The sequence below is a fragment of the Bacillus arachidis genome, assembly GCF_030285945.1.
In the GTDB taxonomy this organism is placed as follows: domain Bacteria; phylum Bacillota; class Bacilli; order Bacillales; family Bacillaceae_G; genus Bacillus_A; species Bacillus_A arachidis.
This window is the reverse complement of sequence record NZ_CP127376.1, coordinates 2,658,635-2,683,812: the sequence shown is the minus strand read 5'-3', so window position 1 is coordinate 2,683,812 and position 25,178 is coordinate 2,658,635. Positions and strand designations below refer to the sequence as shown.

Below are 25,178 nucleotides of genomic sequence, written 5' to 3'. Positions count from 1 at the left end.
AATTATATATTTGTTTCGAAAAACGGAATTATTGTTCCGAATTACGGAACTTAGGGGAGCTAGGATGAGTATAAATAAAACAGCTGTAAAGACGATGGATATTTTAGAACTATTTTATGAACATGAAGAGTTAACGTTAACGGAAATGGTTCATCATACGGGGATGCCTAAAACATCTGTATACCGTTTAATTGGTTCGCTTGAGGAAATGGGTTTTTTACAAAAGACAACAAAGGGAGCCTATAGACTGGGATTAATATTTTTAAGGTTTGGTCAACTTGTTTCGAAGCGATTATCGGTACGAAATATTGCAAAACCATATATGAAAAAGCTTAGTGATTCTCTTGGTCAAGCTGTCAATTTAATTATTCAAGATGATAATGAGGCAATTTATATTGAAAAAATGGATGGAGATCAACCAGTAAGAGTATACACAGAGATTGGAAGACGAGCACCTTTATATGCAGGAGCATGTCCGCGTATTTTACTTTCGTATTTTGGAGAAGCCGATCAAATGCGGTATGTAGAGAAAGTACAATTACAACGATTTGCGGATGGAACGATAGTGGATAAAGAAGAGTTACAAAACCAGTTACGTAAGGCAAAAAGAGAAGGATATACGATAAGTTATTCGGAACTTGAGAACCATACAGCTGCCATTGCAGCACCTATTTTTGCAAGCGATGGTCATGTAATAGCTGGTATTAGTATTTCAGGATTAGAAATTGAGTATAATGAATCGACAATTCCAACCTTTATTAAAAAAGTGAAAGAAACAGCGCATCAAATTTCGAAAGAACTTGGCTGGATGGGTGAAAAGGAAGGGATATGATGAAATTTTCAGCACTAGGGGATCAAGCAGTTGTTGTTACATTTGGAGAAAAAATTGATTTGGCTATATATGAAAATGTGCAAAATTTATGCAGTCTATTAAAGCAAAATCCTTTTCATGGAATGATTGAGTGTGTACCTTCATTTGCTTCTTTAACAGTATACTATGATGTATATAAATTATGGGAGAAAAATGAAAGAAAGATAGTGCCTTATGATTTTGTATGTGAATACGTAAATCGATTGCTTAGTCATACTCAAAATAAAACGCAAAAACAATATGATTGTATTTCAATCTCAGTTTGCTACGGCGGTAAATATGGACCTGATTTAGAAGAAGTTGCAGCATACCATGAGTTATGTGCAAGTGATGTAATTCGTCTTCATAGTGAAGCGACGTATTTTGTTTATATGTTAGGGTTTACACCAGGTTTCCCATATTTAGGTGGGATGCCCAAAGAGCTCGAAACACCTAGAAAACAAACACCGCGTTTACAAATAGCGCCTGGTTCAGTTGGAATTGGCGGAAGTCAAACAGGAATATATCCATTAGAAACACCAGGTGGCTGGAATATTATTGGCCGGACACCTATTGCATTGTTTCAGCCAGATGAAGAAAAGCCTACATATGTCCAAAGCGGAATGTATTTACGTTTTATCCCAATAACAGAGGAAGAGTTTCTGGTTATGGAGGGAGCTAAGAAATGAATGTTGAGATTTTACATGCGGGGATGTTTACAACGGTTCAAGATTTAGGAAGATATCATTATCAACAATATGGTGTACCTGTTGGCGGTGCTATGGACCAGGCAGCATTAAGAATGATAAATATGTTAGTAGGAAATGAAGGGAATGAAGCTGGATTAGAAATTACAATGATGGGACCGAAACTACTTATAAAGAAAACAACATTGCTGGCAATTGGTGGTGCGAATACGGAGCCTCTGTTAAACGGGGAGCCAATTCCATTATGGCGACCAGTTCTGGCGAAAGAAGGGAGCATGCTTTGTTTCGGGAAGGTGCAATTTGGGTGTAGAACATATGTGACCTTTGCAGGTGGAATTGATGTTGCAAGTAGTATGGGAAGTAAAAGTACATATGTAAGAGGGAGTATAGGTGGAATGGAAGGACGGGCATTGAAAAAGGGAGATCTTTTTCAAATTGGTACACCGTCAAAATTTGCTACTTGCTTGATAAAGAACTTGATGGATGAAGAAAGAATGGCAACAAGTTGGGGGATATGTAGTCATGTTTTACCTAAATATAGTCGTAGCCCAACTATTCGTGTCATTCCAGATTTTGAATGGGATCAATTTAAGAATGAGAGTTTAGATGCGTTTTTTACAAAAGAATATAAAGTATCTAATTATGCTGATCGTATGGGATATCGGTTTGAAGGTGAAGAACTAAAAAGAATAGAACAATCTGAGATTTTATCAAGTGCAGTTACCTTTGGAACAATTCAGGTGCCGCCTGGTGGCAATCCAATTATCTTAATGGCAGATAGACAAACGACAGGTGGATATCCGCGAATTGGTAATGTCATATCAGTTGATTTACCTATCCTTGCACAATTGAAACCAGGTGATTATGTTACGTTTGCAAAGACTTCTATAACAGAAGCGACAGAACTTTACATAGAGCAAGAACAAAATATGAATTTATTAAAGAAATTTATCGCTTTACAAGCTTAAAGTAGGGGGGGAATAGAACATGGTTACGATTGATTTGAATTGTGATTTAGGAGAAGGATTTGGTGCATATCAAATAGGAAACGACGATAAAATTCTTCCGTTTGTTTCGTCAGTAAATATTGCATGTGGTTTTCATGCTGGTGATCCAACTGTTATGCGCCAGACTGTTGAAAAATCGCTAAGAAATAATGTGGAAATAGGTGCGCATCCAGGTTTTCCAGATTTAATTGGGTTTGGGAGAAGGATGATGCGCGTTTCCCCAGATGAAGTATATGATTATGTTTTATATCAAATCGGAGCATTAGATGGATTTATAAGAGCGGCAGGAGGGAGGATGCATCATGTAAAACCACACGGTGCACTTTATAATATGGCAGCTACTGATCAAGAAATTGGGGATGCGATTGCAAAAGCAATCTATCAAATAAATCCAGAGTTATTCCTGTATGGATTAGCAAATAGTAAATTTATACAAGCAGCCGAAAAATATGAACTGAAGCTTGTGCAAGAGGCGTTTGCCGATCGTACGTATCAATTAGATGGAACATTAACAAGCCGAACAGAAGAAAATGCAATCATAAAAAATGAAGATATAGCAATTGAACAAGTAGTGCAGATGGTTAAGGAAGGAAATGTAAAAACAGTCGGTGGAAAGATAATCAATATTGATGCGCAAACAATTTGCATACATGGTGATGGTGAGCACGCAGTTCAATTTGCAGAAAAAATATACAGAACATTTCGATTAAACGATATTTCTATTTGTGCACCAAAGTAGAATAAGGGGGAGATACATAAATGCTGAAATTAATTGGAATATTGCTTGTAGCTGTTGGATTTTTATTTCGTCTTAATACGTTATTAGTTGTAATGGTTGCAGGAATTGCAACGGGTATGATTTCAGGGATGAGTTTTTATGATGTGATTAGTATGTTTGGAAAGTTTTTCATAGAAAACAGATATATGTCGATGCCAATTTTATTAACACTCCCTGTCATTGGGATACTAGAAAGATATGGACTAAAAGAAAGAGCAGAAGCATTAATAACGAAATCTAAAGGAGCTACAACAGGAAGAGTACTCATGTCATATTTTGCGATTCGCGAAGGATCAGCTGCAGTAGGACTTAATATTGGTGGGCATGCTCAAACAGTAAGACCATTAGTTGCACCAATGGCAGAAGGGGCAGCACAAGGGCGTTACGGAAAACTTCCAGAAAAACTGAAAGAAAAGATTAAAGCGAATGCAGCGGCAGCTGAAAATACAGCATGGTTTTTTGGGGAAGATATTTTTATCGCAACAGGAGCAATTCTATTAATGAAGGGATTTTTTGATTCGGTAGGAATGCATGTTGGTGTGTGGGATATGGCGCTTTGGGGAATTCCTACGGCAATCTCAGCTTTTATTGTCAGTTGGATTCGTTTTAAACGATTCGATAAGTATATTGAAAAAACGATGAAAAAAGAAGAAAGCAAACAAAAGGAGGCGATATAAGATGAATATTATTACACTTGATACAATCTATTATTTATTAGGTATTATTGTTGCCTTTGTCGCGATTCGTATTGCTTTTGATCGTCAGCATCCAAATCGCCTTGGTTCTAGTTTATTTTGGGCATTATTTTCTATTACATTTTTATTTGGGAATATGATTCCGTCATTTTATATCGGTTGTATTGTATTAGCAATGGTCGTTTTAGCATCATTAAATAAAGTAACGAAGTCCAATGAAAAAGAAGCACCTACAGAAGAGCGAGTGAAACATGCAGAAAAATTGAGAAATAAAATTTTTATGCCCGCTATTTTAATTCCCATTTTTACAATCATTGGTACGTTAACGTTAGGAAAGCTAAAGTTTGGAAATGTATTTCTCGTTGATCCTGAGAAGGTCACATTAATCGCATTAGCTCTTGGGGCATTGCTTGCTTTCGTAGCGGCAATGGGAATCACAAAGGCAAAAATAACAGCCCCTGTACAAGAGGGAAGCAGATTATTACAAGCTGTCGGATGGGCCGTTATTTTACCACAAATGTTAGCAGCGCTTGGTGGTATTTTTGCAAAATCTGGTGTGGGGCAAGTTGTCTCAGATTTAGTAGGACAAGTATTGCCGACAGAATATCCATTTGTCGCTGTTATGGCATATTGTTTAGGGATGATGTTGTTTACAGTTGTAATGGGGAATGCCTTTGCCGCATTTGCTGTTATAACAGGAGGAATTGGTCTACCGCTTATCGTTCAAATGCATGGAGGTAACCCAGCGATCATGGCTGCGCTTGGAATGTTTGCAGGGTACTGTGGTACATTGATAACGCCGATGGCAGCAAACTTTAATATTGTACCAGCGATGCTATTAGAATTAAAAGATAAAAACGCGGTAATAAAGGCTCAAGCACCAATTGCGATTACTATTTTTGTGATTAATATGTTCATCATGTATGGACTTGCGTACAGGTTTTAGAAGGGAGTGGGGATGATGAAGGCAGTATTGTTAACAGGGTTTGAGCCTTTTGGTGGAGAAGAAATGAATCCTGCCTGGGAAGTTGCAAAGGAACTAGATGGCCAAGTGATGGGAGATTACAAGATTATTAGTAAAAAAGTCCCCACTGTGTTTCATAAATCACTACAAGTGTTACAGACTTATATGGAGGAAATAGAACCAGAGCTTGTTATATGTATAGGACAAGCAGGAGGACGCCCAGATATTACAGTGGAACGAATTGCAATTAATGTTGATGATGCAAGGATTCCTGATAATGAGGGGAATCAGCCGGTTGATGTACCTATTATAGAAGAAGGACCAGTCGCATATTGGTCTACGCTTCCAATGAAAGCGATTGTAAAGAAACTTCGTGAAGAAGGAATACCAGCTTCTGTTTCGCAAACTGCAGGTACATTTGTTTGTAATCATCTCTTTTATGGACTTATGCATATGTTAGGTAAGAATGGAAATAGGATCCGAGGTGGTTTTATACATATTCCGTTTTTGCCAAAGCAAGCAAGTAATCATCCTGGGCAATCAAGTATGTCACTGCCTGTTATTACAAAAGGAATTGAATTGTTAATACAGGTCGCATTAGAGGTAGAAACAGATATTGTAGAATGCGGCGGGGCAACACACTAAGCAAAAATGCAACGCCTACTATGGACAAATGTTATAATAATAGGAAGAAGTATACATAGAGGTGAGAGTCATGCAGCAATATGAAGAAGTACGTTCTATTATAGAAAAAGCAAATAAGATTACGGTATTAACGGGTGCTGGTGCGAGTACTGAAAGTGGTATTCCGGATTTTCGATCAGCGAATGGTTTATATGCAGATGCAAAAGTAGAAATGTACTTATCGAGAGGGTATTATAACCGTAACCCAAAAGAGTTTTGGAAACATTATAAAGAAATATTTCAAATTAATACGTTTCATCAATATAAACCAAATCGTGGGCATGAATTTTTAGCTGATTTAGAAAGAAAAGGAAAAGATATCACGGTGTTAACACAAAATATCGATGGTTTACATCAATTAGGTGGTAGTAAGCACGTTATTGATTTACATGGCACACTCCAAACAGCCCACTGTCCAAAATGTAAAACGAAATATGATTTGCAATATATGATAGATCATGAACTGCCACGATGTGAAATATGTAATTTTATCTTAAATCCAGATGTCGTTTTATACGGTGATACATTACCGCAATATCAAAATGCAATACAGCGTTTATATGAAACGGATGTATTACTAGTGATGGGAACGTCTTTAAAAGTGCAGCCGGTTGCATCATTCCCGCAAATTGCAAAAAGAGAAGTAGGGGCAACAACAATTTTAGTAAATGAAGAATTAATGGGGAAAGAGAATCATTTTGATTATGTATTTCAGCAGAAGATTGGGCAGTTTGTAGATCAATTTTAAATGGTGTAGGAGAACCGAGATAAGAGGTATTTTTATCTCGGTTTTTTCGAGTTTTAATTCTCTTAATTTTCCATAAAATACTATAAATTATATTATCTATGTGCTTTAATATTATTAATAGAGAAAATTTTTATATCAGGATGAGTATGTATGGTTTTGTTTCTGGTTACTTATTTTGCGAATTGTGTGAGGGAAAGGGACTTTAAACAATAGAGAGAGGAGAGCCTAATGGAAAAGAAGAAAGAGAAAACGAAACGGAAAAAGAAAAACCACATTCCTTTTCGGTTAAATGTGCTGTTTTTCTTTGTATTTCTTATGTTTTCAACTGTTATTATTCAATTAGGTAAGGTCCAAATTATAGATGGCAAGACGTATACAAATAAGGTGGAAAAGAAGGAGGATCTAACGGTTAGTACTCCTGTTCCGCGTGGTAAAATTTTTGACCGAGAAGGCCATTCGATTGTTGATAATAAACCATTACGGACTATTACATATACAAAAATGACAGGCGTTAATCCAGAAGAAATGTTAAATACGGCAAAACTACTTGCGAAAATCATTGAAATGCCGCAGGAAGCTATGGATAAATTAACAGAGGTAGATAAGAAAGATTTTTGGATGCAATTACATAAGAAGCGTGCAGCAGAAAAGGTGACAAAGGAGGATGAAAAGAAACTAAGAGCAAAAAAAATAGAGGGAAAAGAATTAGATAAAAAGATGGAAGAATTGAGACGTGAGCGGATTACAGCAGAGGAATTAAAGGAACTTACTGTCCAAGATATAGAAGTATTAGCAATTAAAAGTAAAATGAGCGCTGGTTATAAAATGATTCCTCAAATTATTAAGAAGGATGTAAAACAAGGCGAATATGCCGTGGTTAGTGAAAAGTTAGCGGATCTTCCAGGTGTAGATACAACTGTAGATTGGGAACGTATATATCCATATGATAAGATACTTCGTTCTATACTTGGTAACGTTTCAAGCGCTGATGAAGGACTTCCAAAGGAACAACTAGACTATTATTTAGTTCGAGAGTATAACCGTAATGATCGTGTTGGAAAGAGTTATATTGAAAAGCAATATGAAGATGCGTTACATGGTACGAAAGCGCAATCAAAAAACATTACAGATAAGGAGGGAAAGATACTTCGAACCGAACAAATTAAAAAAGGAAAAAGTGGCAATAATTTAATGTTAACGATTGATATGGAATTACAAAAGCAAGTTGAGGAAAGCATTGAAAGAAATTTAATGGCATTCAAAGGCATAGAACCGTTGCTTGATCGGGCCTTTGTGGTAATGATGAACCCTAAAAATGGACAGCTGTTATCAATTTCAGGAAAAAAACTAGTAAATAAAGATGGAAATATGCAAGTAGAAGATTTTGCACTTGGTACAATGACGAGCTCTTATGAATTAGGTTCAACAGTAAAGGGAGCAACTTTACTAACAGGTTATCAAACGGGTGCTATTAAGCCATTTACTCATTTTTTCGATGCGCCGATGACATTTAAAGGAACAACAAAAGAAAAGAGATCATGGAAAGATTTTGGTGATGTTGATGATGTAAGAGCTTTACAAGTATCTTCTAACGTATATATGTTTCATACCGCTTTAAAGATTGCTGGAATTGATTATGTACCGAATAGTCCGTTAAATATAAAACAAGAAGTATTTGATAAAATGCGCTATCATTTTGGGCAATTTGGTTTAGGCGTTCTAACGGGGATTGAGTTACCAAATGAGACTGCGGGACAACGGGGAAGAAAAGATAATACACCGGGATTCTTACTTGATTATTCAATCGGTCAATATGATACGTATACACCACTTCAGCTTGTGCAATATATTTCAACGATTGCGAATGGTGGTTATCGTATGAAACCACAAATTGTACAAGAGATTAGAGAGCAACCAGATAAAGCAGAGGATATTGGTAAGGTTGTTCAATCAATGGAACCAGTCATTTTAAATCGTGTAGATATGGATATTTCGTATATAAATCAAGTGAAAGAGGGATTTAGAAAGGTATTTCAAGAAACTGACGGAACTGGTGTAGCCCACTTTCAAAATCTTCCTTATAAGCCTGCTGGAAAAACAGGAACAGCAGAAGCGATATATGGTGGTGATAGCGATACAGGTAAAGACGAAAATGGAGATAGAAAAAAATGTTATAATTTAACCCTAGCTGGCTACGCCCCTTATGACGCGGAACCGGAAGTTGCATTTTCTGTAGTTGTACCATGGGTAAACGATGATAAATCAGGGATTAATTCTAAAATTGGAAGAGAAGTTTTAGATGCCTATTTTGAATTGAAAGCGAAACGAGTGGGAGGAAATCCAGTTCCTGTAGAACAGCTGAATAAACCGCAGTAAAATGATTTTTAAGGATAGAATAAGTAATGTATTCAAAAAAGAGACCTAAAAGGTAATGAGGCATACCTTTTAGGTCTCTCTTCGAATTAGCCCGCAGTAACAGCCTGATTCATTTAACAAGAAGAAACGTCCACTGATTAAAGATTTTGAGCTTTAATCATAAAACGATGTTGTTTCACATCGAAATACCCTTTTTGTAGAATAATTTGGTGTATTTTGTATAGCTCATTTATATATGTTTCAGTTTCGAAGTTAGGTACTTGCCAAGGAATGGCTTTTAAATAATAGACGAAAGCACCGATATCATAAAATCTTTGAACGGGAAATTCTTCTTTATATTGTAAAACTTTATAACCACTTTGTTGTATTTCCTCTAGAGCTGTTTCTAACTGCCAATTTGTAAATTCTAGATTGAGTGGTACGCCGAGCGTTTCATTGATTTCCGCACAATCTAAGCCACCTACTTGCTGCGTAAGGAAGATGCCATTTGGAGAAAGGATTCTTTTTACTTCAGAAGCAGAGTATGATTCATGTTGATTTAAAATTAAATCGAATTGCCTGTCATCAAACGGTAAGGTGTTGTCATCCGTTACTTTTACTACTTTTACACCTAAAGGTTCTAATTTCTTTTTTGCTATAGGGATATTGGGTGTATAACCTTCAGTCGCATAAATAGTTGAAGGGAAAGGTCTTAACAGGGATAAAAATTCACCGCCACCTGTTCCCATATCAAGCATAGCATGAGCGTTTTGTATAAGCTGAAAGGCCATGCTGCCATATGACCAAGAAAGTAATTCACTTTTCATGCGACCAGTTTCTGTAATAAAAGAGAAATCCCATCCACTAAAGCTCGTATTTGCATTTTCTAAAAGTGTTAAAAATAATTTATCATTTTTCATGTTCGATCCTCCTGTTTATTATAAGAAAAATAAAGTGAATAAACAGAGGAGGAGGGCCTCTAATTGAGATATACGGTTGTTACGTTTCATGTTCTAGCATTTTCATATGGAATCACTCCAGGCAAAAAAAGTATGTTGTTTTACCTTCTAGATTTATAGATATAATACCTTCTCGAAGTAAAAAATAAAATAGATGTAGCTGTATAGCGGTAATAAAGGTAGTTATTTATGTAACAAAATTCCCTATTCGTTCTTAACTAAAGCTTGTTGTTTTGTCTTTTGATGAGTCTATCTTCATTTCTGTTAGAAAGCCTTGGATCTGATTCTTGCATTTGTTCTTGGTCCTTACTCGGAGTATTCAGTGCATCTAAAGGCATGTTGTTGATTTGATGATTTCGTAAATCTTTTTTATCCATGATATATAGCTCCTTCTGTGGTTTGAATTTACATACAATGTAGTTATTAATGGATATTTTACATCTTAAGATCAATTAATATACAAGGGATATATGGAAAAATCATTTAACTATAGTGGGTCTTTAAACAGAATAAAAATGAAATAAATGGTTAGGTTTTCTTAATTCACATAATTTTCAAAAATATAGTCTCTAAATGTTAATATTTGTTATATAATAAACTTATCAAGCATCATCCCTATGTTTTTCTAATATGCCTGTTAAGATAGTTTGTGTTCCCTTTTTATCACCTTACCTTAAAAAGAACTTGTAGTAATTGCTACAAGTTCTTTTTGTTTTTCTGATTGAACATGAACGGAAACTTTTAAATATTAATTACCATAAAAAGGAATAAATATTTTTCCGTGATTCGTAGCATGTTAAAAACGTAGGAGGTGATACATATGGCAAATAAAAATAACAGAAATAATAATGTAGTGATTCAAGGTGCTGAGAACGCAATTAATCAAATGAAGTATGAGATTGCACAAGAATTTGGCGTACAGCTTGGTCCAGACACAACATCTCGTGCAAATGGTTCAGTTGGTGGTGAGATTACAAAACGTTTAGTAGCTATGGCTGAACAACAGCTTAGCGGTAGATTCACTCATTAATTTCACTTGAAGACATAAAAGGTTATAGTACGTCGTAGTACATATCTTTTTGCTTGTATATAATTTATGAATAAGCTTTGATCTCAATAGAGATTCATACGATAAGCATCCAAATAGGGTGCTTTTTTCTTTGTTACATAGAAATTACACACTAACCATGAAATAGAACACTTTAATAAGGTAGCACCGCGCTCAGGTTAACAGTGTCTTATTTGTATCGTTTTTGTGGAAACCTATCATGTTAACTTGATAGGTATGTGTTGTTACGCATAATATGGGAATGGGTAATGGAAGCTTTAAAAATCGTAGATGGAACATTAGCGTTAATATCCGAATTCTGAATGTTGCAAAAATAAATTGATAAATTTCAATCCCTCTTTTTTTCGACACTATTAGACAATTATAATGTATTTAAGATTGGTAAATCGAGAAATCAAGTGTGGTGAAAAACATAAATAGGAAAAATTTGTATATAATGTTTTGTTAACAGCAGAATTAGTTTTACTAGTTATGGAACATGTGAAAAATACCATAAAAAGGAAAGGTTATAGCTGATTTTAATTTACCATTTGAGCACGAATGTAACAGAAACAAACGTCAGTAAACACGGTCGCTTCTTTTTTGAAAAACTCTTCTAGTTCATCAATGACACACATCACCTGTCGTAAATAACAAGCAATAGACTGTTCATTAAAATTTTATAAAAAATGCATTTCACTATTATTTTGATGCGATATATAAAATATTTAATCTTAATATGGTATTATATAAATTATACGAGGTGAAAACATGCAAAGTAAAGAAGAAATGATAACGTTCGCATTGGCAACGGGATTAATTATACCAACAGTGGCATTATGTGGTGAAGGTCATGAAGAGGAAGAAGAGAAGGTTATGTCTGATCTACCATTTGAACATTAATAGGGTATATTCCTAGTGCTATCAAACTAACGAAAATAAGAGAATTTCCAATTACATCAAAAAGAGAATATTTCGGATTTGTAGCATAGTTTTTAAACGAAAAGAACCGCATTCAGAATTGTTGAATAATATAAAAGTGTTAATAATTTCTGTAATTCATTATGCACTGTAAAAAACGAAGTCCTCCACAAGACTTCGTTTTTGTTTGTATAAACTATGAATAGTATCTATTTCTTGTATTACTTTTGCTTTAAATTAAAAAGGAGTTTAATAGATACGTATGAATATGACCAAGACAGAAACATGGAAGTACAAACAGAGTTTGTTAATAAATATATTAAAATTGCTAAAACAGAATTTGAAAACAAATTCAATCCATGCTGAGGTTTTATTTCTATTTAAACTGTATTATCAAAATCACATACTTATTTTGAAGACATAGCTTCATTTTGATCAAATTTTTTCAAAATGAAGTTTTTAATGTTTGTTCTTAAATAAGGATTAGTTAGATCCATATAAACATTAATTTTTTCTAGAATAATTGAATGTAATTAACTAATTATCGACATTAAAATATGAAATTTTGCATAATGTTACATAAATTCTGCATTTTCTCTTTTTTTTGACAAGAATAGACAGTATACTTTTTTACAAGTTCAATATTTCAGAAAATTATACGAGGTGAATATGATGAAGAATAAAAAAACATTAGCTACAGTCGCGTTAACAACAGGATTAGCTTTAACAGCCGTAGCACCATATGGAGTAGGTCATGCAGAGGAAACAGATCAACTACAAGTTCAAATTCAAGAGGATTCGTTTCGTACAGGTGAACTTACACAACCATCACAAAAGGAGCCAGAGAATGTAGTAAAAGATGCTCTTAAAGAGAAAACAGAGCAAGCGTTGTCTCCAAAACAAGTGAATGGAGAAACAGGAGTAGATTATAAGGTTCTTCAAAAGCGAGGTTCTTATGATGGGACGACACTTGTGCGTATGCAACAAACATACGAAGGAAAAGAAGTATATGGCCATCAATTGACTGCACACGTAGATAAAAAGGGTGTTCTTAAAAGTGTTTCAGGGGATAGCGCGCAAAATTTAAAACAAGAAGATTTAAAGAAGCCTATTAATCTATCACAAGAAGAAGCGAAACAATATATTTATACGAAATACGGGAATGATATCAATTTTATTTCTGAACCAGAAGTAAAGGAAGTTATTTTTGTTGATGAAAATAATGGACAAGCCAGCAATGCATACCAAGTTACATTTGCTGCTGCAACACCAAAATATGTATCTGGAACATATTTAGTGAATGCACATAATGGGGATATGTTGAAAAATATGGTGCAGGAATCTAACTTAAAAGCTAGTGAAAAGCTTGTTGGGGCCTTAAAGGAAAGTAGAAAAAGCAATCTTACATCATTAACTGGAACAGGAAAAGATGATTTAGGTATCTCTCGTACATTTGGTATCTCTAAACAAAGTAATGGAAAATATGCGCTTGCTGATTACACTAGAGGGCAAGGAATTGAAACGTATGATGTAAATTATAGAGATATTACTAAAGAAGAAAGATATTACCCTGGTACTCTAGCAACTAGCACTTCAACAACATTTAATGATCCAAAGGCGATAAGCGCTCATTACTTAGCAACAAAAGTATATGATTTTTATAAGGATAAATATAAGCGTAATAGTTTTGATAATAAGGGACAAAAAGTAGTATCAGTTGTACATGCTTGGGATTCTGCAGATACAAATGATCCGAAAAATTGGCAGAATGCAGCAAGTTATAATAATGGTAGCATGCTTGTATACGGAGATCCTATTGTAAAGGCGTTTGACGTAGCGGGACATGAATTTACACATGCGGTTACATCTAGTGAATCCGATTTGGAATATTCCGGAGAATCTGGTGCGATTAACGAGGCGTTATCTGATATTATGGGAACAGCCATTGAGAAATACGTAAATAATGGAGCATTTAACTGGACAATGGGAGAGCAAACGGGAGCGGTGTTCCGTGATATGGCAAATCCATCTTCAATTAAATCTTCAGCTGGAGTGCCTTATCCAGATGATTATAGTGAATTTAACGATTTTAATGGATGGGATAATGGTGGCGTTCATTTCAACTCTAGTATTATCAATAAAGTTGCGTATTTAATTGCAAAAGGTGGCACTCATAACGGTGTAATTGTAAAAGGTATTGGCGAGGATAAAATGTTTGATATCTTCCATTATGCAAACACTGATGAGTTAAACATGACTTCTGATTTCTCTGAATTGAGAGCGGGTTGCATTCGAGTTGCAACAAATAAATATGGGGCTAACTCAGCTGAAGTTCAAGCAGTTCAAAAAGCGTTTGATGCAGCGAAAATTAAGTAAGCGAGAAATATAGCTCTTATCCGTATTGATGGACTCAGCACATAATCGCTGCATAAGCAAGGGATTGGACATGTTCTGCTATTGTTTCGACTATGGAAAGTTAAATGTCGGAAAATTTGTTTTTTATGATGATATTACTATAATAGGATGAGGAATATTATGGATACACATATAATAGCAAAAGAAGAAATAATAACATTATTAAGTGGTTGGTATAATGCAATTATTTCTCAACATATAATAAAAGCTAAGCACTTAAAGGAAGAGATTGATAGAAATATTCATAGTATGGAGGAAGACTCTAATATCTCTATCTATTATTCTCTACTTAACTTTAGATATAATTTACTGGTTTGTGATACAGATGGTTCTAAAGACTGTCTAGAAAAGATTGCTCCATTTCCAGAGCAAACCGAAACATTTTTGAAATATTATTATCATTTCTTCAAAGCTATTTATGCAATTTCGGTTGGAAATCATAATGAAGCAAAAGAACAATATGAGAAGGCTGAAAAACTCTTAGCAACGATTCCAGATGAATTAGAAAAGGCTGAATTTGATTACATGTTTGCAGTATTCCATTATCAATCCTTAAACCCGTTGTTGGCTGCAAAATATGCTAATAAGGCAAAAGAGGTATTTTCGAAACATACAGGATATGAAATGAAAGTTGCTTCCTGTCAAAATACCATAGGACTTGCTTGTACGAAACTTAGACTGTTTGAAATTGCGGAGGAAAATTTCATTTCGGCTCTTAGAATATTTGAAAAATATGGCGAAGAACAACTAATAGGTAAAGTGAAACATAATTTAGGATTATTATATGCTGATCAAAACCTTTCAGAGTTAGCTATTAAATATTTAAAGGATTCTTTAAAAAATAACCCTAGAACTATGTTCTTATTAGCTAGGGAATATTATAAGTTAGGAGAAAATTTTCTTGCTGCAGATCTAATTGAGGTAGGATATAACCTTACAAAACTTAAAGAATATAAGTGCCATTTCGCTATCTTAAGAGAACTCAATAAGGGGGCAGAGGTTGGGGAACTAGAGAAAGTTATTATGACGGGAATATATTATTTCAAGAAAGAAAACCTATGGGGTCATGTAAAAGAATATGCTTCAATTCTCGGAAACAAATTCTATGACCTAAACAATTATGAAAAAGCTAGTAGATTCTTTCACATTGCCCTAGATGCTGACAAAAAAGATTTAGAGAAGGGAGCATAAAAATAATGAAAAAACTAATTTTAACTGTAATGATTTTTACGGGGATTTTATCTGTTGGTGTTGCTAATCAATCTATTGAAGAGCCATCAGCTAAAGCTAATCTACTTTGTTTAGATCATGGAGAAACTATCTAATTGAAAAAAGAGAGTGCCTTTGGTCATATCCCCGTCAAGTAGACAATAATAAAAAGAGTTTTATGCCACGGCCTTTTCCCGATATTCTATCGGGGAAAGGCCGTGAAGTTTTTCTTGGAATCGCTCTTGATTGTAAAATGTGATATATTCTTGGATTGCTCGATAAGCTGTTTCATATGTTTTTGGACGCACTAAATACAACTTCTCTGTTTTTAAATGAGAGAAGAACGATTCAATACATGCATTGTCAAAACAGTTCCCTCGTCTAGAATGACTTCCCTTTATCTTTAATCGTTCTAACTGTTTTGCGTAACTTTTTGATGTATATTGAAATCCTTGATCAGAATGTAGAAGGGTTTTAGTAGTACGCTTGATTCCTTCTAACTGTTCTAATGTAGATAGTACAAGCGCTAAATCGTTTCGATGTGATAACTTCCATGCCACGATTTCATTGTTATACAAATCTAAGACAGCTGACAAATAAGCAAATTCTTCTCCAATTCTTATGTATGTAATATCTGTTACTAATTTTACATGTCTCTTATCCGCATAAAATTCTCGATTCAGATGGTTTTGAAACACAATCGATGCTTTCCTTCCGTAAAAAGGACGTTTTTTCCGAATCATAGAACGGATTCCTAATTCATGCATCAAACGTCTAACGCGTTTGTGATTCATATACATTCCTTCACGAATCAAAGCGCGGGTCATACGTTTGTATCCATAATACGGGTGTTTCCGATGGATAGATAAAATATGCTCTTTATGCCATGTATCTTTTTGACGGCGCAACGCTACATGGGAGCGGTTTTTTCGCCATTTGTAGTAGCCAGCTTTCGATACCTCGGCAATTTGTAATAACCAACGAAGAGGATATAATGTGCGTAGTCTATCGATAATCGAAAAACGTTCTTTCTTTAAGACCATTCCTTCCCGTGTAGATTTGGATTGCGCTTTTTTAAATATTCCACCTGTGCTTTCAAATAAGCATTTTCTTCTTCTATACTATTAAAATGCTTTCGCTTCCATATGCCACGTTGATCTTCAAACGATTGTCCTTTTTCGTAACGTTTCACCCATTCAACAATTTGAGCGTCACTTTTAATTCCTAACTGTGCTCGAATGAATTGTAATGTTTTTCCTTCCTCTAATCGAAGTCGAACGGCTTCTTGTTTTACTTCTTCTGTATATGTTTGAAATGATTGTCCTTTTTTCGCCATAAAAAAATCCCCTCCAGATAAACAGTATTGAGTCCATCATACCAGATGGACTCTTTTTTACTGTCTACCTAAATGGGATAATACCATTTTTTGGGAAAAGGGACTCTCTTTTCTTATTTATGATTCACATACGTATCAAATCATAAGTGGATATATCCAGCTGTAATACATATTAAACATTTTTCAGTCATCGGTGTTACCACAGCACACCAGTTATCAGCAGCATCTAGAAACGACTTTTTCGTTTTGTTGTTAACAATTAATGGAGAATTTATATATTTAGAAAGATAAAAAGAAATGAAATATTACATATTACATTATTTTATACAAATAATATGTTATTATTTTAAATGGAATATATAAATGGAGGAAATATGATGAACAAGAAATCAAAATTTACCCAAATGATGCTCGGTATTAGTACTGTGGCCTTATCGTTTGGAAGTATTCAAACGCAAGTATCAGCGGAAGAAAAAACACCTTACAATGTGTTGCAAGTGAAACCAACTGGGATCGGAACTTCAAAAGATGAACTTGCACACTCTACAAAGGCAGACGAAACATTGTCTTATGAAGAACGTTTAAAAGTGAACGATTTTTCACAACGTCCAGCTCCGGCAGTGAAACAAGCGGCGGCAAAACAATCTCAGCAAAAGTATTCTTTAGCAGAGCTAAATAGAATGAGTAATGACGAATTCATTGATACATTGGGGAAAATTGGATGGGATCAAATTACAGATTTAGATCAATTCAATCAAGAAACAAAAGCGTTTTATCAAAATAAAGAGCGAATACAGCTTATTATTGATGAATTAGGTCGTCGTGGAAGCGCATTTACAAAAGATGATACAAAAGGGATTGAGACGTTTGCTGAAATATTACGTTCCGTATCTTATGTAGGTTTTAATAATAAAGAGGTAAGCTATTTAAATGAGCGAAGCTTCCACGATAAATGTTTACCTGCATTAAAAGAAATTGGAAGAAATCCGAATTTTAAACTTGGTACAGATAAACAGGATAAAGTGGTATCTGCATACGGTAAATTAATTAGAAATGCTTCTTGTGATGCTGAAACAGTTCAATATGCAGGGAATATATTAAAACAGTATAACGATAATATTTCTACATATGTAAGTGACAGGAAGAAAGGGGACGCCGTGTATGAGATCATGCAAGGAATTGATAATGATATACAGTCCTACTTGCTTGATACACGTAAAAAAGCGGATGAAACAATATGGTACGGAAAAATTGATGGTTACATAAATGAAGTTGGTCGAATGGCTCTTTTGAACCAGGTAACAACAGAAAATACATGGTTAATTAATAATGGTATTTATTATACTGGTCGTTTAGGGAAATTTCATAGTAATCCAAATAAACCTTTAGAAGTACTTACACAAGCAATGCATATGTACCCTCGTTTAAGTGAAGCTTATTTTAATGCGGCAGAGCAAATTTCAACAAACTATGGTGGAAAAGATTATTACGGAAATACAGTAGATTTAAAGAAAATCCGTGAAGAAGGTCAACAGCAGTACTTACCAAAAACGTATACATTCGATGACGGTGCTATTGTCTTTAAAACAGGAGATAAAGTAACGGAAGAAAAGGTTAAGAGACTATATTGGGCTGCTAAAGAAGTAAAGGCGCAATATCATCGTGTAATTGGAAAAGATGGAGCGTTAGAAGCAGGAAAAGCTGATGATGTACTGACAATAGTCATTTATAATAATCCAGATGAATATAAAAAAAATAGCCAACTATATGGATATGACACGAATAATGGCGGAATTTATATTGAAGGAATCGGAACGTTCTTTACATTTGAGCGTACACCACAGCAAAGTCGTTATAGTTTGGAAGAATTGTTTCGTCATGAGTTTACACACTATTTACAGGGAAGATACGAAGTTCCAGGATCATGGGGACAAGGGGAAATGTATCAAAATCAACGTTTGACTTGGTTTGAAGAAGGAAATGCCGAATTTTTTGCGGGATCTACTCGTACGAATAATGTTGTTCCACGCAAAAGTATAATTAGTGGATTATCATCTGATCCTGCGAAGCGTTATACAGCAGAACGAACATTGTTTTCGAAATATGGAGAAGGACCAGAGCAGTGGGATTTTTATAATTATTCTTTTGCGCTGCAGTCTTACTTATATACTCATCAATTTGAAACTTTCGATAAGATTCAAGATTTCATTCGTGCAAATGATGTGAATGGCTATGATGCATATCGTGAAGCTTTAAGTAAGGATCCAAATTTAAATAAAGAATACCAAGACTATATGAAGCAATTGATTGATAATCGAGATACATATAATGTCCCACAAGTATCAGATGATTATTTAGCTGAACATGCACCAAAACCACTAGCTGATGTAAAGAAAGAAATTACAGGTGTAGCAAAGATAAAAGATGCAACAATTACAAAGCATAAGTCTCAATTTTTTGATACGTTCACATTAGAAGGAACATATACAGGTGGCGTAACAAAAGGAGAATCTGAGGATTGGAAAGCGATGAGCAAGCAAATCAATCAATCTTTAGAAAAGTTAGCGCAAAAAGAATGGAGCGGCTACAAAACAGTTACAGCATATTTTGTCAATTATCGTGTGAATGCGAACAATCAATTTGAATACGATGTTGTATTCCATGGCGTTGCAACGGGAGAAGAAGAAAAACAGACGATTAAAGTAAACATGAATGGACCATACAATGAGATAGTAAATGAAAAAGTTGAGTTTCATAGTGATGGCACAGAAAGCACAGGCGGAAAAATTGTTTCTTATCTTTGGGATTTTGGGGATGGTACAACAAGTACAGAAGCAAATCCTACCCATGTATATGGGAGAGAGGGAACATATACTGCAAAGTTAACAGTGAAAGATAATAAAGGAAAAGTAGGCCGAGGACAAACAACGGTTACCGTAAAAAAAGATGAGCCAGCAGGTCATAACTATCAAGATGCAAAGGTACTTAGTTTTAATAAGCTTTCAAAAGGAAATATGGATAGACCTAATATGGCGTATATGTACACATTCAATGTCACATCTCCAAAAAAAGTAGATATTTCCTTTATAGATGAACAGGGGATTGGGATACAATGGGATGTATATCACGAATCAGATCTAGGAAATCCTGTCATTACGGGCCGAGCGGATGGAAATAATATAAAAGGGGAATTTGAAGCGAAACCTGGAAAGTACTACGTAGTTGCATTTTTTGAAAAGGAAAACGGAAAGGGAACATATTCATTATTAGTAAAATAAATCTTGTAACTTTAATTTTTAAGAGGAGCCTATCACTATGGGCTCCTTCTGTTCTTTTTTGGAGGGTCTGTCTAGGAGTTTTTTCTCAAGATAAAACAAATGAAAATTGCGAATAAATAATCCTTGAAAGCGGTGAAACATACATACAAAGAGTCTATCGCATCGCCATTAAACCAAGAAATTCATTGTTCCTCAAAATGAAAATGAATTAAATTTTTATAAATAACTGTAGAATGATAAAATTTTCGTTTTGGGGGTACTTCAAAATCTTAGCTTAATGGTGATGTGGTGCTACCCAAAATATATCTTGCACAAGGGGCAACAAATTTACTTTCTAGATGCAGAGTGCCGAAAAAAGTGAAGTACACAAAAAATAACTCCAAAATCAACTTTTATTGTATATTTTGGAGTTGCTTTACGTTTACCGTCTACAGATAGCGCTGTTCTTTTTTGTATGAATTTTATAATTAAATGCCCCGAATTTTCTGTGTAAATTTTCTAAAACTTCAGATAGAAGGTTGTGTACTATTATCACTAGAATTATATAAAAGTGTTAAAAAATATAGAGATGGGGAGTGGTATTTTTGAAAAAGAAGATTTTATCTTCAACATTGGCTTTATCTATGGCTTTAGGGGCATTTGCGACATTAGGCACGTCACGTACCTATGCAGCAGAGCAAAAAATTCAATACAACCAAGAATTTCAGACACCATCTTATATTGGGGAAGAGTGGAAAGCACCGGAAGGACTAGATAAAAAAGAAACGGTGTTCGAGTATTTAAAGAGTAAGAAAGACATGTTTCAATTAGCAGGAAATATGGAGAAACATTTTGAAATCGTTAGAGAAGAAAAAGACGCAGAAGCAGGAACAACGCATGTGAGGCTTATTGAAAAATATAATGGTGTTCCTGTATATGGCTCTGATCAAACAGTAGCACTTGATAAAAATAATAATGTGAAAGCATTTTTTGGACAAGTTATCCCGAATTTAGAAAATAAAAATATCTCATCAACTGCAAGTATTTCAGAAGATGAGGCTGTAAATATTGCGAAAGCTGGTATTGAGAAAGAGATTGGAAAAGTAGATCACTATGATGGTATTAAGAAAGATTTATACGTATATGAAAAAGATGGACAATATTATCTTTCCTATCTTGTAAAGGCATCTGTTTCAAAACCAGCACCAGGCTACTGGCATTATTTTATTGATGCAACAAATGGAAATGTGATCAATAAATATAATGCAGTCGATCATATTACTGGTTTTGGATATGGTGTTTTAGGAAACAGACAATCATTTGAAATTGTTCAAAATGAAAAAACAAGTGCATTCCATTTATTTGATGGTAAACGTGGAAACGGTGTTTATACGTTTGATTGGAGAAATTTGAATAAACAATTTTATGATTCAACATCAAAAGGACTGGGATATACGGGTTATGAAATTGAAAGTAAGTTCAAGTTCTTTGAAGATAAAGCAGGTGTTGATGCACATGTAAATGCAGAAAAAGTATACGACTATTATAAGAAAACATTTAATCGTAATTCCTATGACAACAAAGGAGCAAAGTTACGTTCTGTTGTTCATGTAGGAGAAAACTGGAATAACGCTAGTTGGAACGGTGTGTATATGTCGTATGGTGATGGAGATGGAAAATTATTTATTCCATTTTCTGCGAGCTTAGATGTTGTTGCCCATGAGTTAACACATGCTGTAACAGAGCATACAGCAAATTTAGAGTATCAAGATGAGTCTGGTGCATTAAACGAGTCATTTTCGGATATTTTCGGTGCGATGGTAGACCGTGATGATTGGGAGGCGGGAGAAGATATTTATACACCGGATATAGCAGGAGATGCGATGCGTTCCTTAAGTAATCCTGCTTCTATTCCCAATCCATTAGAACCAACTCAAGGTTATCCAGATCATTATAGAAAATATTATCCTGGCCCATATGATAATGGCGGTGTTCATATTAACAGTAGTATTAATAATAAAGCAGCATATTTATTGTCAGAAGGTGGCTGGCATTATGGTGTGGAAGTAAATGGCGTTGGCCGCGAAGCTACAGAAAAAATTTACTATCGTGCCCTTACCAAATATTTAACTGCAAAATCTAATTTTAAAATGATGCGCCAAGCTGCACTTCAAGCCGCAGAAGATTTATATGGTAAAAACTCTAAAGAAGTACAAGCTGTAGCGAAGGCTTATGATGCAGTTGGTATAGAATAAGACATGAAAAAAGACCTGATATATAATGTCAGGTCTTTTCTTGCTGATCAATCGCGAATGCCCAGTGCAATTTTCGCTACGCCTTTATAAACTTATAAAGTATTCATTAAACGATAGTGTAAATCTAGGCATTACCATCATGTTTTAATCAAACTTTTTTATAAACACTATGGCTTTATTTTTTAATTGATAATCCATATACAAGTGTTTCGCTAGGAGTCGTAATACTAAAACCTGTCGTTTTATAATCAAGTTTTAATGTATTTCCTATATAGTCTTTTGTAAAATCATCCATTTGAATAATAAGGCTTTCATCTTCATAAGCGATTTCATTTGGATTATATGCATCAAAAATTAAGTCAACATCAACAAATATACTACAAGAATTTGTCATTGTACCTCTAATCCGTATGATGTTTTTGTTATTTGTGTTTGATTTATGTAATACGGCTTTTGCCTCATCAGTTACGCGAATGTTCATAGAATCCCTACCTTTGTTTATAGTTCTTATTCTATTATTGCAAAAACATGAGAAATAGGGAAGTAAAGGGTTTCAATGAATGATAAGCGTATAGGGATTACGACTTGAAAAGTAAGGATGGAACTATAAATGTTTGTGTTAAGCATAGATCGTCATCACTTATTTTCTCAACTTCTTGATACTTTATCTCATTCTTTTGGTAGAACTTTTTCCAGAAGTTCACCGCTGTTTTATTGTTCTTTAATTGCATTACATAATAGGTTCCTTTGTGCTGATTTAAAAGTTCTAAAATTGCTAACTCTGCTATCTTATTTCCACGATAGGCTTTTAATAAGAAAAGGTCGTTAATACAGTAGTCTGTCTCAGGTGCGGTAAATGGCGATTTTGTAAACAAGAGAAACCCGACATATTTTTCTTCATATGTAATGAAGTATGGAGAAAGCTCATCTCGGTTACAAATAAGTTCAAAAGCATCAAATTCAAAAAATCCATTCTCATTTGGATGAAGGGTTGGGGAGAATTCGGATAAATCATGTAAATATAGAGCGTAGAAATTTTTTAATATTTTTAGATGTTCTGTAGAAACGGTTTCTAATGTAACTTTCATTTTAATCCCACCTTTTGTAGAAATAACTTCTTTGTAATGTAGAAGTTTTTGGAATTTTTCTTATTTATTTCGATGCTCCAGCGGATAATATCTTCTATTTAAGGGAATAAACGGGTTCTGAAATATAGAAGTTTACTTCAGATTGTTTTTGTAATTTGTATAAGGCGGATGCATCATGGATCCTATAAGAACATGTAGTCTTTCTGTTTCAAATTGAGAATTTACAAATATGTCGAATGTTGAATTTCTTACATGTAATACACCATTCGACATAATATGAATATATCCTTTGAATATGAAGGATTCATTCCAATAAAAAAAGCTCAGCAAACATTGTATGTTTGCTGAGCTTTATAACTTAAAGTTCACATTTATCAAGAGGAATTACTTTTGTTTTCTTAGTAAATTTATATCCTAACCACATCGCAAGGAAGAGAGGTAAACCGATGTAAGAAACGAGTACACCATTCCAATCGATAGATTCTCCCATAAATGCACCGTAGTTTTGTCCAAGAATAACAATTACGCAAAGTGCAAATGCGAAGATTGGGCCGAATGGGAACCATTTTGCTTTATAAGGAAGGTCATTTAAATCTTTACCTTGGGCGATGTATGCTTTACGGAAACGATAATGACTGACCGCAATTCCAACCCATGCGATAAAGCCAGACATCCCAGAAGCATTTAATAGCCAAACATATACAACGCCATCACCATATAAAGAGGCTAAGAAAGCTGCGCTTCCAACTAATGAAGTGGCAATCAAGGCGTTTACTGGTACACCACGGCTATCTAGTTTACCTAAAAATTTCGGTGCTTTCCCTTGACGTGCTAAGTCCCAAAGCATACGAGTACAAGCATACATACCAGAGTTACCAGCGGATAAAACTGCAGTTAAAATAACAGCGTTCATAACAGAAGCGGCAAATGCAATTCCTGCTTTTTCAAAAACAAGTGTAAAGGGACTTACTGTTACATCACTAGCTGCAAGACTATCAGTTGTATAAGGGATTAATAGACCGATAACAAGAATTGCTAAGATGTAGAATAATAGTATGCGCCAAAAGATGGAGCGAATTGCTTTTGGAATACTACGTTCTGGATCAGCTGTTTCACCAGCAGCTACACCTAATAATTCAGTTCCTTGGAATGAGAAACCAGCGGCCATAAATACACCGATGATTGCCATGATGCCACCATTAAATGGTGCATCTGCAACCGTGAAGTTTTTAAAACCTACCGCTTCACCACCCATGATGCCGAAAATCATCATAAATCCAACGATTAAAAAGATAATAACAGTTACTACTTTAATAAGAGCGAACCAATACTCGGCTTCACCAAATCCTTTAACAGATAAATAATTTATAAGAAACATAAGAACTAAACAAAGGCCACTCCAAATTAAAGATGGGGTATTTGGAAACCAAAACTTCATAATTAATGTAACTGCTGCTAGTTCAGCTGCAATAGTAATTGCCCAGTTATACCAATAATTCCAGCCGAGTGCAAATCCAAGTGATGGATCGACAAATTTTGTTGCGTATGTGCTAAATGAGCCGGTGACAGGCATATACGCTGCTAATTCAGCTAAACTTGTCATTAAAAAGTAAACCATAATGCCGATTGCTGCGTATGCTAAGAGAGCTCCGCCAGGTCCTGCCGCGTGAATGACACCACCACTAGCAAGAAAGAGCCCGGTACCAATTGTACCGCCGAGAGAAATCATTGTAAGGTGGCGAGATTTTAATCCGCGCCTTAGTTCACCTTTTTCTTGTGTAGATTGTGTTTTAGAGGTAGCTTGATCCGCTATGCTATTCATGTTCAACACTCCTTTTCTTGTAAGATCAGGAAGGAACGGGGGGAAGAAAAATACAAAAAACCGCCAAAGGAATTTGGCGG

The 25,178-nt window shown here is 34.8% G+C and carries 22 protein-coding genes; 16 read left to right on the top strand and 6 right to left on the bottom strand.

Going from position 1 to position 25,178, the window contains the following annotated elements:
* Window positions 1-64: 64 nt before the first annotated feature.
* The 9 genes from QRY57_RS15360 to QRY57_RS15320 all read left to right on the top strand — a co-directional run bounded on the left by QRY57_RS15360 (window position 65) and on the right by QRY57_RS15320 (window position 8,809).
* Window positions 65-832: an IclR family transcriptional regulator gene (locus QRY57_RS15360; protein WP_286015462.1), complete on the top strand. Its 768-nt coding sequence runs from the start codon at window positions 65-67 to the stop codon at window positions 830-832.
* Window positions 832-1,539 (top strand): 5-oxoprolinase subunit PxpB, encoded by a 708-nt coding sequence (gene pxpB, locus QRY57_RS15355; protein ID WP_286017872.1) that lies wholly within the window; start codon window positions 832-834, stop codon window positions 1,537-1,539. The genes QRY57_RS15360 and pxpB overlap by 1 nt, the downstream gene beginning before the upstream one ends.
* The gene (locus QRY57_RS15350; RefSeq protein ID WP_286015461.1) at window positions 1,536-2,525 is read left to right on the top strand and encodes a 5-oxoprolinase subunit C family protein; all 990 of its coding nucleotides are present in this window, start codon (window positions 1,536-1,538) and stop codon (window positions 2,523-2,525) included. Before pxpB ends, QRY57_RS15350 begins: the two co-directional genes overlap by 4 nt.
* A 19-nt stretch (window positions 2,526-2,544) precedes the next feature.
* Entirely contained in the window at window positions 2,545-3,303 is a 759-nt protein-coding gene (gene pxpA / locus QRY57_RS15345) for a 5-oxoprolinase subunit PxpA (protein ID WP_286015460.1), read from the top strand.
* A gap of 20 nt (window positions 3,304-3,323) precedes the next feature.
* Window positions 3,324-4,019 carry a DUF969 domain-containing protein gene (locus tag QRY57_RS15340; RefSeq protein WP_090690225.1) on the top strand — a complete coding sequence of 232 codons (696 nt, stop codon included), beginning with the start codon at window positions 3,324-3,326 and terminating at the stop codon, window positions 4,017-4,019.
* Between the two features lies 1 nt (window position 4,020).
* Window positions 4,021-4,983, top strand: a complete 963-nt coding sequence (locus tag QRY57_RS15335) for a DUF979 domain-containing protein (RefSeq protein WP_286015459.1) — start codon at window positions 4,021-4,023, stop codon at window positions 4,981-4,983.
* A gap of 15 nt (window positions 4,984-4,998) precedes the next feature.
* Complete coding sequence (gene pcp / locus QRY57_RS15330) at window positions 4,999-5,646, top strand: pyroglutamyl-peptidase I (RefSeq protein WP_286017871.1); 648 nt, start codon at window positions 4,999-5,001, stop codon at window positions 5,644-5,646.
* 70 nt (window positions 5,647-5,716) lie between these two features.
* A complete protein-coding gene (locus tag QRY57_RS15325; RefSeq protein ID WP_286015458.1) occupies window positions 5,717-6,433 on the top strand; it encodes an NAD-dependent protein deacylase in 717 nt (238 codons plus the stop codon).
* A 228-nt stretch (window positions 6,434-6,661) separates the two neighbouring features.
* Entirely contained in the window at window positions 6,662-8,809 is a 2,148-nt protein-coding gene (locus QRY57_RS15320) for a penicillin-binding transpeptidase domain-containing protein (protein WP_286015457.1), read from the top strand.
* 137 nt (window positions 8,810-8,946) lie between these two features.
* On the opposite strand, the gene QRY57_RS15315 is transcribed toward QRY57_RS15320, so the two are convergent.
* Window positions 8,947-9,708: a class I SAM-dependent methyltransferase gene (locus tag QRY57_RS15315; RefSeq protein WP_286015456.1), complete on the bottom strand. Its 762-nt coding sequence runs from the start codon at window positions 9,706-9,708 to the stop codon at window positions 8,947-8,949.
* A 257-nt stretch (window positions 9,709-9,965) separates the two neighbouring features.
* On the bottom strand, window positions 9,966-10,124 hold the full coding sequence (locus QRY57_RS15310; RefSeq protein ID WP_286015455.1) for a hypothetical protein: 159 nt from the start codon (window positions 10,122-10,124) through the stop codon (window positions 9,966-9,968).
* Window positions 10,125-10,567: 443 nt separating this feature from the next.
* Between QRY57_RS15310 and QRY57_RS15305 the strand changes: the two genes are divergently transcribed.
* The 5 genes from QRY57_RS15305 (at window position 10,568) to QRY57_RS15285 (ending at window position 15,456) form a co-directional block, all read left to right on the top strand.
* On the top strand, window positions 10,568-10,777 hold the full coding sequence (locus QRY57_RS15305) for an alpha/beta-type small acid-soluble spore protein (RefSeq protein WP_286015454.1): 210 nt from the start codon (window positions 10,568-10,570) through the stop codon (window positions 10,775-10,777).
* 789 nt (window positions 10,778-11,566) lie between these two features.
* The gene (locus tag QRY57_RS15300; protein WP_286015453.1) at window positions 11,567-11,698 is read left to right on the top strand and encodes a hypothetical protein; all 132 of its coding nucleotides are present in this window, start codon (window positions 11,567-11,569) and stop codon (window positions 11,696-11,698) included.
* A gap of 690 nt (window positions 11,699-12,388) precedes the next feature.
* Entirely contained in the window at window positions 12,389-14,092 is a 1,704-nt protein-coding gene (locus QRY57_RS15295) for a M4 family metallopeptidase (protein ID WP_286017870.1), read from the top strand.
* 159 nt (window positions 14,093-14,251) lie between these two features.
* Window positions 14,252-15,322: a Rap family tetratricopeptide repeat protein gene (locus QRY57_RS15290; protein ID WP_286015452.1), complete on the top strand. Its 1,071-nt coding sequence runs from the start codon at window positions 14,252-14,254 to the stop codon at window positions 15,320-15,322.
* Between the two features lie 5 nt (window positions 15,323-15,327).
* Complete coding sequence (locus QRY57_RS15285) at window positions 15,328-15,456, top strand: hypothetical protein (RefSeq protein WP_255259976.1); 129 nt, start codon at window positions 15,328-15,330, stop codon at window positions 15,454-15,456.
* A 60-nt stretch (window positions 15,457-15,516) separates the two neighbouring features.
* Here the strand turns inward: QRY57_RS15285 and QRY57_RS15280 are convergent.
* Window positions 15,517-16,676 (bottom strand): IS3 family transposase gene (locus QRY57_RS15280; protein ID WP_286015426.1). Its coding sequence is split into 2 segments (ribosomal slippage): window positions 15,517-16,418 and window positions 16,418-16,676, totalling 1,161 coding nucleotides; the frame shifts between segments, so codons are not numbered across the junction.
* Between the two features lie 377 nt (window positions 16,677-17,053).
* On the opposite strand from QRY57_RS15280, the gene colA reads away from it, so the two are divergent.
* Window positions 17,054-19,954, top strand: a complete 2,901-nt coding sequence (gene colA, locus QRY57_RS15275) for a collagenase ColA (RefSeq protein WP_286017869.1) — start codon at window positions 17,054-17,056, stop codon at window positions 19,952-19,954.
* Window positions 19,955-20,538: 584 nt separating this feature from the next.
* The gene (locus tag QRY57_RS15270) at window positions 20,539-22,188 is read left to right on the top strand and encodes a M4 family metallopeptidase (protein ID WP_286015451.1); all 1,650 of its coding nucleotides are present in this window, start codon (window positions 20,539-20,541) and stop codon (window positions 22,186-22,188) included.
* 175 nt (window positions 22,189-22,363) lie between these two features.
* Here the strand turns inward: QRY57_RS15270 and QRY57_RS15265 are convergent, their stop codons facing one another.
* From QRY57_RS15265 to QRY57_RS15255, 3 genes are all read right to left on the bottom strand, one after another.
* Entirely contained in the window at window positions 22,364-22,669 is a 306-nt protein-coding gene (locus QRY57_RS15265) for an iron-sulfur cluster biosynthesis family protein (RefSeq protein ID WP_098303414.1), read from the bottom strand.
* Between the two features lie 97 nt (window positions 22,670-22,766).
* Window positions 22,767-23,276 (bottom strand): GNAT family N-acetyltransferase, encoded by a 510-nt coding sequence (locus QRY57_RS15260; RefSeq protein ID WP_286015450.1) that lies wholly within the window; start codon window positions 23,274-23,276, stop codon window positions 22,767-22,769.
* Between the two features lie 358 nt (window positions 23,277-23,634).
* Complete coding sequence (locus QRY57_RS15255; protein WP_090690197.1) at window positions 23,635-25,098, bottom strand: amino acid permease; 1,464 nt, start codon at window positions 25,096-25,098, stop codon at window positions 23,635-23,637.
* Between the last annotated feature and the right edge of the window lie 80 nt (window positions 25,099-25,178).